This is a genomic window from Streptococcus infantis (assembly GCF_047460405.1).
In the GTDB taxonomy this organism is placed as follows: Bacteria; Bacillota; Bacilli; order Lactobacillales; family Streptococcaceae; genus Streptococcus; species Streptococcus infantis_Q.
This window is the reverse complement of sequence record NZ_JASHGH010000001.1, coordinates 152,294-164,626: the sequence shown is the minus strand read 5'-3', so window position 1 is coordinate 164,626 and position 12,333 is coordinate 152,294. Positions and strand designations below refer to the sequence as shown.

Here is a 12,333-nt window from a genome sequence, read left to right as displayed (position 1 = left end):
ATGTCGATTACAACAATGTTAACCCTTATGGTTTCTTCAATGTTGATTTACTCAGCACCACTTATTTTCACAAGTATCGGAGGAGTTTTCTCTGAACGTAGCGGAGTTGTTAATGTTGGTCTTGAAGGAATCATGGTCATGGGTGCCTTTTCTGGAGTTGTTTTTAACCTTGAATTTGCTCAAGATTTAGGAGCAGCGACTCCTTGGTTGGCTCTTCTAGTTGGTGGATCAGTCGGAGCTATCTTCTCGCTCATTCACGCAGTGGCTACAGTTCATTTCCGTGCTGACCATGTTGTCAGTGGTACTGTGCTAAACTTGATGGCGCCTGCCTTGGCTGTTTTCTTGGTAAAAGTCCTCTATAACAAGGGGCAAACGGACAACTTGGTTCAAACCTTTGGACGTTTTGATTTCCCAGTCTTAGCCAATATTCCATTTCTAGGAGATATCTTCTTCAAGTCAACCAGTTTACTTGGTTACCTTGCAATTGCTTTCTCATTCTTAGCATGGTTTATCCTTTTCAAAACACGCTTTGGACTTCGCCTTCGTTCAGTTGGTGAACATCCACAAGCAGCTGATACATTGGGAATCAATGTCTACAAGATGAGATATTTGGGTGTTGTGATTTCAGGTTTCCTTGGAGGAATCGGTGGAGCTATCTACGCTCAGTCAATTTCCGTTAACTTCTCAGTTACAACCATCGTTGGACCTGGATTTATCGCACTTGCTGCTATGATTTTCGGTAAGTGGAATCCTGTTGGTGCTATGCTTTCAAGTCTCTTCTTCGGACTATCACAAAGTTTAGCAGTTATCGGTTCTCAACTTCCTTTCTTGCAAGGAGTTCCAGCCGTTTACTTGCAAATTGCACCATATCTTTTGACCATTGTCGTATTAGCAGCCTTCTTTGGTAAAGCTGTTGCACCGAAGGCAGATGGTATCAACTATATCAAATCTAAATAAACAAAAAAAGCGTCAGTTTGAAACTGATGCTTTATTTTTTAGGTTCTTGGTGTGTGAGGTTTAAGCCCCAGGGAACAAGATTTTCTGTTTTATTACGAATACGATTGATGTTATCCTTATGGCGAATGATAATTAAGCTTGCGAGAGCTAGGATAATCACTACAAATAGTAAATCGTATCTTGGCAGTAGGAAACCGATAAGTGGAAAGAGAATCACCCCAAGTACAGCAGCGAGAGCAGCAGTAACACTAGAGAGAGAAATCATACTTCCTAGATATAGAGTTCCAAAGAAGACAACCGCTAGATAGAGGCAAAATAGAGGAGCAAATCCGAAAATGACTCCAGCACTAGTTGCGACAGCCTTACCCCCCTTAAATCCTGCAAAAATTGGGAAAGTATGTCCGATTACGGCTAAGAGACCAAAAATGAGAGGAGAGATTCCTTGTACATGGAAGATAAGGGGAAGTAGGGTTGCGATGGTTCCTTTGAAAAAGTCAATCACGAAGGTTGCCATACCCGCTTTTTTACCTAAAATACGGAAGGTATTGGTTGTTCCAGTATTGCCAGAACCATGTTCACGTAAATTTATCTTAAAGAAGGATAGTCCAATCCAAAGTCCTGAAGGGATTGACCCCAGCAGATAAGCTAAAATTAATAATACTATTGTCATCATGTTTCTATTATACCATGAATTAGGAGAGAAACGAAACTGAATCTGTTTACTAGCTGTGACATCTGATACTTTATCAAAGTTGATAAGTTTATCATTAGTACCATTTTTATTCAAAAATAAAGGCTAAAGTTTTAAAAAATCATGAAAATTTCAGAAATATCTTGTGTTTATGTTTATTTATGCTATAATAGGAACAATTATTTTTAGGAGGTGGAATATGTCTTACTTATTTGAGATATTACCAAGTTTATTGAGCGGTGCGACAATGACTTTACAGGTCTTTGCACTGGTCTTGCTCTTTTCAATCCCTCTAGGTATCATCATTGCCTTTTGTTTACAGGTTCATTGGAAACCCCTCCATTATATAATTGACATTTACATCTGGATAATGCGTGGAACCCCCTTGCTCTTGCAGTTGATTTTTATTTATTATGTCCTCCCAAGTATCGGAATTCGACTTGATCGGGTACCAGCAGCGATTATTGCCTTCACGCTTAATTATGCAGCCTACTTTGCAGAAATATTCCGTGGAGGGATTGCAACGATTCCTCAAGGACAATATGAAGCAGCTAAGGTTTTGAAATTCAAACCTATCGATACCGTCCGTTATATTATCTTGCCACAAGTAACCAAGATTGTTTTACCAAGTGTATTTAACGAGGTTATGAGTTTGGTTAAAGATACTTCTTTGGTCTATGCACTCGGTATTTCAGATTTAATCCTAGCCAGTCGTACTGCAGCCAATCGTGATGCGAGCTTGATTCCAATGTTTCTAGCAGGAGCTATCTATCTTCTCATGATTGGTATCGTTACGATTATAGCTAAGAAACTTGAGAAAAAGTTTAGCTACTATAGATAGGAGGTTATCCATGCTAGAGTTAAAAAATATCAGCAAAAAATTTGGAAAAAAAGAAATTTTATCCAATTTCAGTTTAATAATTCCTGAAAAGCAAATTTTGGCCATCGTTGGACCTTCTGGTGGTGGGAAGACAACCTTGCTTAGAATGTTAGCTGGACTTGAAACCATTGATTCAGGTGAGATTTTTTATAATGGAGAATCCCTACCTTTGGATGAACTTGAAAAGCGTCACTTATTAGGTTTTGTTTTTCAAGATTTTCAGCTTTTTCCTCACTTATCCGTTATGGAGAACTTGATTTTATCACCTATCAAGACTATGGGGATGTCTGAAGCAGATGCCAGGAAGAAGGCGGTCGACTTATTAACTCGTCTAGGACTTGAAGCTCATGTGGATGCCTATCCTTATTCCTTGTCTGGTGGTCAAAAACAACGTGTAGCCTTAGCACGCGCTATGATGATAGATCCTGAAGTGATTGGGTATGACGAACCAACTTCAGCTCTTGACCCTGAGTTGCGTCTCGAGGTTGAAAAACTGATTCTACAAAATCGAGAATTAGGCATGACTCAGATTGTCGTGACTCACGATCTCCAGTTTGCAGAGAATATTGCTGATCAGATTCTCAAAGTAGAGCCTAAGTAGGAGGTGTCTATGAATCTAAAGAAAATCAGTCTTGTTTTGGTATTCTTTCTGGCTTTTTTCCTGGTAGGATGCACGCAAAAAGCTAGTGATCCCAAAGTCGATAATTGGGACAAATACCAACAACAAGGAAGCATTACTATTGGATTTGACAATACCTTTGTTCCTATGGGGTTTGAAGAAAAGAATGGACAATATGTCGGATTTGATATTGACTTAGCCCAGGCTGTTTCTGAGAAACTGGGTTTCAAGGTACAGTTTCAACCCATTGATTGGGACATGAAGGAAACCGAACTTCAAAACGGCACTATTGATGCTATCTGGAATGGATATTCAGCGACTGATGAACGCCGTGAAAAGGTTGCTTTTACCATTCCCTACATGGAAAATCAACAAGTTCTAGTCTCTAAAAAATCGCAAAATATCCAGTCGGTTTCGGATATGAAAGATAAGATTTTGGGAGCCCAAGCAGGTTCCTCTGGTTATATAGATTTTGAAGCTCAACCGGAACTCTTAAAAAATATTGTAAAAGATAAGAAGGCAAACCAATATCAAAGTTTTACAGAAGCCTTGATTGACCTGCAAAATGATCGGATTGATGCCCTCTTAATAGACCGTGTTTACGCCAATTATTATCTTGAAACTGAAGGAATTTTAGACCAGTATGAGATTTTTCCAGCTGGTTTTGAGAGCGAGTCTTTTGCAGTTGGTGTGAGACCAGCTGATAAGACCTTGTTAGCGAATTTGAATCAAGCTTTTGTGGAACTCTATCAAGAAGGTAAATTCCAAGAAATTAGCCAAAAATGGTTTGGTGAAAATATTGCAACAAGTCAAGTTAAAGGAAAAGAAAACTGAGACTCTCGTCTTGGTTTCTTTTTTTAGGGTGGAAATGAGTGATTTTTTACTAAATAGGACTTGTGAATAGGGTTTTAACTTGAAAATTTTGCAAAATCCTTAGAAAACCTGTAAAATAGAAAAGATGAACAAATAGGAGGTTCCTTGTGTCAAAAAAGGAAATCAATATTAACAATTATAATGATGACGCCATTCAGGTGCTAGAAGGGTTGGATGCGGTCCGTAAACGTCCAGGGATGTATATTGGATCGACTGACGGTGCTGGGCTACATCACCTTGTTTGGGAAATTGTCGATAATGCAGTCGATGAAGCTCTGTCTGGATTTGGTGATCGTATTGATGTAACGATTAATAAAGATGGAAGTTTAACGGTTCAAGACCACGGACGTGGGATGCCGACTGGGATGCACGCTATGGGGATTCCAACGGTTGAGGTCATCTTTACCATTCTTCATGCTGGGGGGAAATTCGGTCAGGGTGGCTACAAGACATCTGGTGGTCTCCACGGGGTGGGTTCTTCCGTTGTTAACGCCCTTTCTAGCTGGCTAGAAGTTGAAATCACCCGTGATGGTGCAATCTACAAGCAACGTTTTGAAAATGGTGGCAAACCTGTTACGACTTTGAAGAAAATCGGTACAGCGCCTAAGTCTAAGACAGGTACCAAGGTTACGTTTATGCCTGATGCGACGATCTTTTCTACGATAGACTTCAAGTACAATACCATCTCAGAGCGTCTTAATGAATCAGCCTTTCTCTTGAAAAATGTTACCTTGTCTTTAACGGACAAGCGAACAGATGAAGGGATTGAATTCCACTATGAAAATGGGGTGCAGGACTTTGTTTCTTACCTCAACGAAGACAAGGAAACCTTGACACCGGTTCTGTACTTTGAGGGGGAAGACAATGGTTTCCAAGTGGAAGTAGCTCTTCAGTACAATGATGGATTTTCAGATAATATTTTGTCCTTTGTCAATAACGTTCGTACCAAAGACGGTGGAACACATGAGACAGGACTTAAGTCTGCAATAACCAAGGTCATGAATGACTATGCGCGTAAGACGGGGCTTCTCAAGGAAAAAGATAAAAACCTTGAAGGTTCAGACTATCGTGAGGGACTAGCGGCCGTTCTTTCTATCTTGGTTCCTGAAGAACACCTCCAGTTTGAAGGACAGACCAAGGACAAACTAGGAAGTCCACTAGCTCGCCCAATTGTGGATGGCATTGTGGCGGATAAGTTGACCTTCTTCCTTATGGAAAATGGTGAATTGGCTTCTAACCTCATCCGCAAGGCTATCAAGGCCCGTGACGCTCGTGAAGCGGCACGTAAGGCGCGTGATGAGAGCCGAAATGGGAAGAAAAATAAAAAAGACAAGGGCTTGTTGTCTGGTAAATTAACCCCAGCCCAGTCTAAGAATCCAGCTAAGAATGAACTCTATCTAGTCGAGGGAGATTCTGCCGGAGGTTCTGCCAAACAAGGCCGTGACCGCAAGTTCCAGGCAATCTTGCCCCTTCGTGGTAAGGTTATCAATACAGCCAAGGCCAAGATGGCGGATATCCTCAAAAATGAGGAAATCAACACCATGATTTATACCATTGGTGCGGGTGTTGGAGCAGATTTTTCCATTGAAGATGCCAATTATGACAAGATCATTATCATGACCGATGCGGATACTGACGGTGCCCACATTCAAACACTTCTCTTAACCTTCTTTTACCGCTATATGCGTCCTCTTGTCGAGGCAGGACATGTCTATATCGCCCTTCCGCCTCTTTACAAGATGTCCAAAGGAAAAGGTAAGAAAGAAGAAGTGGCTTATGCTTGGACAGACGGAGAATTAGAAGAACTCCGCAAACAATTTGGTAAAGGCGCTACCCTCCAACGTTATAAAGGTCTCGGTGAGATGAATGCGGATCAACTCTGGGAAACAACTATGAACCCAGAAACGCGTACCCTTATCCGTGTCACCATTGAAGATCTGGCTCGCGCCGAACGTCGTGTCAATGTCCTTATGGGAGACAAGGTCGAACCACGACGTAAGTGGATTGAAGACAATGTCAAGTTTACGCTTGAGGAAAGTGGGGAAATGGTGTTTTGAGAAGTTTATAAATATTAAAGGAATTATTATGGAAAAATTATTTGTTATCGGAAATGGGTTTGATCTTGCTCATGATTTAAAGACTAGTTATTTGAACTTTAAAAGATTTGTATATCAGCAGTCTTATAATTCTCAGGTTGATGTAAAATTAGATAAAATGTCTGAAATAAGGAATAGTTTTTTTTATGAATTTGAGATACCTTCCTCTACTACAGGTAATCATGGTGAGGAATTGTATAATGATCAAGAGGTTGCAAAGAAATATTACGAGTTAATCTCATTGATAGTTAAAGATAAAAAAGACTGGAGTGATTTTGAGAACTCTTTGGCAAATATAGGTAATATAGAATTTGAACTGAATAGTTTCTATGATGCTGAAGGAGATTTGGATTATTCTCAAACAGCTACCTATATAGAAGATTTCTCAGAAACATTAAGAAATTTTTATCAATATGCGACGAATAGCTTGTTTAGTGGATGGATCAATACGATTTCAGAATCAGAAGAGTATGAACATCTTTTACCTGTTAAGGAAAGTGTATTAAATTCAAAGGATGTTGCACTATATCTAACTTTTAACTATACAATGGTATTGGAAGATAAATATGGAATTGGAGAAGAGGATATTTTTCATATACATGGAAGCATTAGGACAAGAGAATATTTGGTTGGTCATAATGTAGAAGAGGAAGTAGAGGAGGATTTTAATCCACTTTCTTTAAATTCGTACATAGATTCTAGCATTGAGGCTGTTAGAAAGCCTGTAAAGGCCAGATTAGAATCTAAAGTAATGAAAAGATTTTTGAAAAGACTCTCTGACGTAAGTGAAATTTATTTTATTGGTTTTAATCTAAAAGAGCAAGATTCTCCAGATAAACTGTACTTTCAAAGGATATTTGAAACATTGCCTAATGTAAAAGTTTTTATTGATGATTTTAGTAAAGATGATGAAAAGTCTATTAAGAATACTCTTAAAGAATGGGGATTAAAAAATTATGAAAGTATTGAATTTATAAAAACATAATCAAATTAGAAGCCCCATGTAGGTATTGACATGAGAACTGAATCCGAAATGCTTGATTTAATTTTACAAACCGCAAAAACTCTAAAAGTCGATGCTGTGGCTTTATCGGGTTCTAGAACAAATGACCAAGCTCCAAAAGATGAATTTCAAGACTATGATGTTGTTTATCTCGTTGAAAATTTTGAAGAACTAATTTCAGATTTATCTTGGCTAGACCAGTTTGGTAACCGTCTGATTGAGCAGCATAATATCCTAGGAAACCGTCGTCTATACCTCATGCTTTTTGAAGATGGTAATCGAATTGATCTAACCCTCTGCGCTAAAGAACACATGAAAGAATGGGTAGATAGCGAAGCTGCTTATACAGTTTTAGTAGACGAGAAGGGCTTGTTTGAGTCTTATTCTCCAAATCCTCAGCGCTACTGGGCAAGTTCAGCTACTGAGATAGATTTTAAAAAAGCCTGCAATGAATTTTGGTGGGTGTCCGCTTACGTGGTCAAAGGGATATGCCGTAAGCAAGTCATATATGCGACTGACCATCTCAACGCTATCCGTAGTCGCTATAAAAAACGCAAACCTGCTATGAAGGTAACGGAAGCAGTGGGGAGTATTAATTAAGTCTGACAGATTTGGAGGAATAGAAGATGATTATCAGACCTGCAAGCAGAAATGATTGTCAAGCTATTTATAGCCTTTATCAAAGTGAAAAATGGCTTTCTTTTACAGAGGAAAAAGTGAGATCTCTAGTTTCAACAAATCTGTCTCATTACTTGGTGCTTGAAGAGGACCAGAAAATCCTCGGTTTTGCCCGTTATCTGACGGATGAAGTGCTGACGACCTTTTTAGCTGAAATAATTATTGATAAATCCCACCGCAGAAAAGGACTGGGACAGCAGCTGATTGAGGAGATCCACAAAAAATATCCTTTGACACGGATTGAATTAATATCTGAAGCAGATGGATTTTATCGGGCAATAAGTTTTAAGCCTGTGGGCACAGGATTTAGAAAATCTGAATGAAAGGAGACAGCCAATGACTCTTGACAACAAACTGGGTCTGACAGATTCGATTGAATTAGCCAAGATGGTTATGCGACGGAGGCTGCCCAAGCCTGTCTAGACTTTGTTTTTCAGCAAGCTATCTTGTCATAAGTTTACTCTTTTACATCCTTACTCAATCAACTTTCGCAAAAAGTCATGCAAAAACTGAGCATGGAATTTGTCAAAGAATTTGATAATGAAAAAGTTCCAGCAGACAGTCTGCTTTATAGACATGTCCTCTACAGAATCAAGAGTTTCCACTAAAAAGGCAGGTATTCCCATGAGAATTGAAACTGAGATGTTTGATGTGATTTTGCAAACCTCAAAAGTACTACAGGTCGATGCAGTCGCCATGTCCGGCTCGCGGACAAACCCAAAGGCTCCCAAGGACGAGTTCCAAGATTATGATGTAGTCTATATCGTGGAGGATTTGGATGGTCTGATAGCCGACCTTTCTTGGTTGGATCAGTTTGGCGATCGTCTGATTGAGCAGCATAATATCCTAGGAAACCGTCGTCTCTACCTCATGCTTTTTGAAGATGGGAATCGCATTGATCTAACCCTCTGTCCTAAAGAACACATTAACGATTGGGTAGCTAGCGAAGCTGATTATACAGTTTTAGTAGACGAGAAGGGCTTGTTCGAGTCCTATTCTCCCAGTCCTCAGCGTTTCTGGACAAGCCCAGCTAGTGAGACGGATTTTGAAAAAACTTGTAATGAATTTTGGTGGGTGTCCGCTTACGTGGTCAAAGGGATATGCCGTAAGCAAGTCATATATGCGACTGACCATCTCTACGGTATTTGTCAGCAAGAACTCTTGAAGCTCTTGGCTTGGCAGGTTGCAAGTGATAGAGGAACAGTCGACATTGGTAAGAACTACAAGTATCTTTTCCAGTATTTACCTACAGAGAAAGAGAAGGAATTCTCTGCTCTCCTTGATTTTTCAAGTATAGACAAAATCCCTCAGACTTTATTTGCTACGATGCAACTTTTCCATCAAGAAAGTCAAAGTCTTGCTCAAAAGATGGGCTTTGATTATGATAAGGAAGTAGCTGAAAAGATGATTGAGTATGCTAAAGAAAGACTTCCAAAACACTTAGAAAATAAAGAACACAATTCAAAACTTTAAACTACTGAAAGGATAGTTTAGTTATATAAAGTAACTGAAATCCTTTTCTACAAAACCTACTCTACTTTTTTTGAAAGGAGTTGAACACGCCCTAAATGCTGTGTGAAAACTCCTGACGCATCTTTTAAAACGTATTTTAAACTACAGAAAGGATAGTTTGGTTACTAGAGGTAACTGAACACGGGACTAATTTCTTATGAAAAAAGATAAATCGTCTAGGGTTCATTGAACCCTGCATCGATTTCCTATTTTTCTTCAGAAATTTTCGGCAGGCCGAAACGTCCCTTTGTATCTTATATGAGTAATATCCAAAATATGTCCTTGGAGGACATCATGGGAGAGCGCTTTGGTCGCTACTCCAAGTACATCATTCAAGACCGGGCTTTGCCAGACATTCGGGATGGATTGAAGCCGGTTCAACGCCGTATTCTTTATTCGATGAATAAGGATGGCAATACTTTTGACAAGAGCTACCGTAAGTCGGCCAAGTCTGTCGGTAACATCATGGGTAATTTCCACCCACACGGAGATTCTTCTATCTATGATGCTATGGTCCGTATGTCTCAGGACTGGAAAAACCGTGAGATTCTGGTTGAAATGCACGGTAATAATGGTTCAATGGATGGAGATCCGCCTGCGGCTATGCGTTATACTGAGGCTCGTTTGTCTGAGATTGCAGGCTACCTCCTTCAGGATATCGATAAAAAGACAGTTCCTTTTGCTTGGAACTTTGACGATACGGAGAAAGAGCCAACTGTCTTACCAGCAGCCTTTCCAAATCTCTTAGTGAATGGTTCAACTGGGATTTCAGCTGGTTATGCCACAGATATTCCACCGCATAATTTGGCCGAAGTTATTGATGCTACGGTTTATATGATTGACCATCCGACTGCCAAGGTTGATAAGTTGATGGAATTCTTGCCTGGACCAGACTTCCCTACGGGAGCTATCATCCAAGGTCGTGATGAGATTAAAAAAGCCTATGAAACTGGGAAAGGACGCGTGGTTGTTCGTTCCAAGACTGAAATTGAGAAGCTAAAAGGTGGTAAGGAACAAATCGTTATCACTGAGATTCCCTATGAGATTAATAAGGCTAACTTAGTCAAGAAAATTGATGAAGTCCGTGTCAATAACAAGGTGGCAGGTATCGCTGAGGTTCGGGATGAGTCTGACCGTGATGGTCTTCGTATCGCAATTGAACTCAAGAAAGATGCGAACACGGAGCTCGTTCTCAACTACCTTTTCAAGTATACTGACTTGCAAATCAATTACAACTTCAACATGGTGGCGATTGACAATTTCACACCTCGTCAGGTTGGAATTGTGCCTATCTTATCTAGCTATATTGCCCACCGTCGTGAAGTTATCTTGGCACGTTCTCGCTTTGACAAGGAAAAGGCTGAAAAACGTCTCCATATTGTGGAAGGTTTGATTCGTGTTATTTCGATTTTGGACGAAGTCATTGCTCTTATCCGTGCTTCTGAAAATAAGGCTGATGCCAAGGAAAACCTCAAGGTCAGCTATGATTTTACAGAAGAACAGGCTGAGGCCATCGTTACCTTGCAATTGTATCGTTTGACCAATACAGACGTGGTTGTCTTGCAAGAAGAAGAAGCTGAACTACGTGAAAAAATTGCTATGCTTGCGGCTATCATTGGTGACGAACGAACCATGTACAATCTCATGAAGAAAGAACTCCGTGAAGTCAAGAAGAAATTTGCGACTCCACGTTTGAGTACTTTAGAAGATACAGCAAAAGTGATTGAGATTGATACAGCTAGTCTTATCGCTGAAGAAGATACTTACGTCAGCGTGACGAAGGCGGGCTATATCAAACGTACTAGCCCTCGTTCCTTTGCAGCTTCAACACTTGAAGAAATTGGTAAACGGGATGACGATCGATTACTCTTTGTTCAATCTGTCAAAACTACCCAGCATCTCTTAATCTTTACAACACTTGGAAATGTCATCTATCGACCAATTCATGAATTAGCAGATATTCGCTGGAAGGACATCGGAGAGCATCTGAGCCAGACCATTACAAACTTTGAAACCAACGAAGAAGTGATCTATGTAGAAGTTGTGGATCAATTTGATGATGCGACAACTTACTTTGCAGCGACTCGTCTAGGTCAAATCAAACGTGTCGAACGCAAAGAATTCTCTCCATGGAGAACCTATCGCTCTAAGTCTGTCAAATATGCTAAGTTGAAAGATGATACTGACCAGATTGTAGCAGTAGCTCCGATTAAATTGGATGATGTCCTGTTGATTAGTCGAAACGGTTATGCCCTCCGCTTTAACATCGAAGAAGTGCCAGTTATTGGTGCCAAAGCTGCAGGGGTGAAAGCCATGAATCTCAAAGCAGATGATGTGATACAAGCAGCCTTTATCTGCAACACTTCATCTTTCTATCTTTTGACGCATCGTGGAAGTCTTAAGCGCGTTTCGATTGAGGAAATTCCAGCAACCAGTCGTGCTAATCGTGGTCTTCAAGTCCTTAGAGAATTAAAGAGCAAACCACATCGTGTCTTCCTTGCTGGTGCAGTATCAGAGCAAGGATTTGTTGGAGATCTCTTTAGTACAGAAGTAGAAGATGGAGAGCAAACGCTTGTCATCCAATCAAATAATGGAACGACTTACGAAGCAATCCTACAATATTTGAATCTATCGGAACGCACAAGCAATGGAAGCTTCATTTCAGATAGCATTTCTGATGAAGAAGTTTTTGATGCTTATCTTCAGGAAGCTTATACAGGATTTGAATCTAAGAAATGATAAAAACAATGAAAAGGTTTTCGTTGAGAAATTTCTTAAGCTATAGATTTAAGAGTTGAATTTGATTATATATACAAAAATGAACAGTGCTGATTCCCAACTGATAGGGACTCAAGCCTGTTCGTTTTCTTGTTTTTATTGGTATAGACCGCCTGTTATTTAATTGTGAAATTATTAATATGTGGTCAATTATTCAAGCTAGATTAATAAAAAAATAATATTTTTTTAAGAAAACGATTGCGCATATATTATTTTTATGTTATACTTTTATTGTTTCAAGAAAGC

The 12,333-nt window shown here is 39.7% G+C and carries 10 protein-coding genes and 2 pseudogenes; 11 read left to right on the top strand and 1 reads right to left on the bottom strand.

Going from position 1 to position 12,333, the window contains the following annotated elements:
- Nucleotides 1-957, top strand: a complete 957-nt coding sequence (locus tag QM928_RS00745) for an ABC transporter permease (RefSeq protein WP_414294236.1) — start codon at nt 1-3, stop codon at nt 955-957.
- Between the two features lie 31 nt (nt 958-988).
- Here the strand turns inward: QM928_RS00745 and plsY are convergent, their stop codons facing one another.
- Nucleotides 989-1,630, bottom strand: coding sequence for a glycerol-3-phosphate 1-O-acyltransferase PlsY (plsY, locus tag QM928_RS00740; protein WP_414294235.1), 642 nt, complete (start codon nt 1,628-1,630; stop codon nt 989-991).
- A 217-nt stretch (nt 1,631-1,847) separates the two neighbouring features.
- Between plsY and QM928_RS00735 the strand changes: the two genes are divergently transcribed.
- The 10 genes and pseudogenes from QM928_RS00735 to parC all read left to right on the top strand — a co-directional run bounded on the left by QM928_RS00735 (nt 1,848) and on the right by parC (nt 12,048).
- Entirely contained in the window at nt 1,848-2,489 is a 642-nt protein-coding gene (locus QM928_RS00735) for an amino acid ABC transporter permease (protein WP_414294234.1), read from the top strand.
- Between the two features lie 10 nt (nt 2,490-2,499).
- On the top strand, nt 2,500-3,129 hold the full coding sequence (locus QM928_RS00730; protein ID WP_414294233.1) for an amino acid ABC transporter ATP-binding protein: 630 nt from the start codon (nt 2,500-2,502) through the stop codon (nt 3,127-3,129).
- Between the two features lie 9 nt (nt 3,130-3,138).
- Nucleotides 3,139-3,981 (top strand): amino acid ABC transporter substrate-binding protein, encoded by an 843-nt coding sequence (locus QM928_RS00725; protein WP_414294232.1) that lies wholly within the window; start codon nt 3,139-3,141, stop codon nt 3,979-3,981.
- A gap of 146 nt (nt 3,982-4,127) precedes the next feature.
- Nucleotides 4,128-6,077, top strand: a complete 1,950-nt coding sequence (gene parE / locus QM928_RS00720) for a DNA topoisomerase IV subunit B (protein WP_414294231.1) — start codon at nt 4,128-4,130, stop codon at nt 6,075-6,077.
- 28 nt (nt 6,078-6,105) lie between these two features.
- Complete coding sequence (locus QM928_RS00715; RefSeq protein WP_414294230.1) at nt 6,106-7,101, top strand: AbiH family protein; 996 nt, start codon at nt 6,106-6,108, stop codon at nt 7,099-7,101.
- Nucleotides 7,102-7,131: 30 nt separating this feature from the next.
- Nucleotides 7,132-7,654: pseudogene (locus QM928_RS00710) on the top strand (aminoglycoside 6-adenylyltransferase); the annotation flags it as partial.
- A 91-nt stretch (nt 7,655-7,745) separates the two neighbouring features.
- The gene (locus QM928_RS00705; protein ID WP_414294229.1) at nt 7,746-8,120 is read left to right on the top strand and encodes a GNAT family N-acetyltransferase; all 375 of its coding nucleotides are present in this window, start codon (nt 7,746-7,748) and stop codon (nt 8,118-8,120) included.
- A gap of 66 nt (nt 8,121-8,186) precedes the next feature.
- Nucleotides 8,187-8,405 (top strand): annotated as a pseudogene (locus QM928_RS00700) (GNAT family N-acetyltransferase); the annotation flags it as partial.
- A 16-nt stretch (nt 8,406-8,421) separates the two neighbouring features.
- Nucleotides 8,422-9,270 (top strand): aminoglycoside 6-adenylyltransferase, encoded by an 849-nt coding sequence (locus tag QM928_RS00695; protein ID WP_414294228.1) that lies wholly within the window; start codon nt 8,422-8,424, stop codon nt 9,268-9,270.
- Nucleotides 9,271-9,567: 297 nt separating this feature from the next.
- Entirely contained in the window at nt 9,568-12,048 is a 2,481-nt protein-coding gene (gene parC / locus QM928_RS00690) for a DNA topoisomerase IV subunit A (RefSeq protein ID WP_414294227.1), read from the top strand.
- The last annotated feature ends 285 nt before the right edge of the window (nt 12,049-12,333 follow it).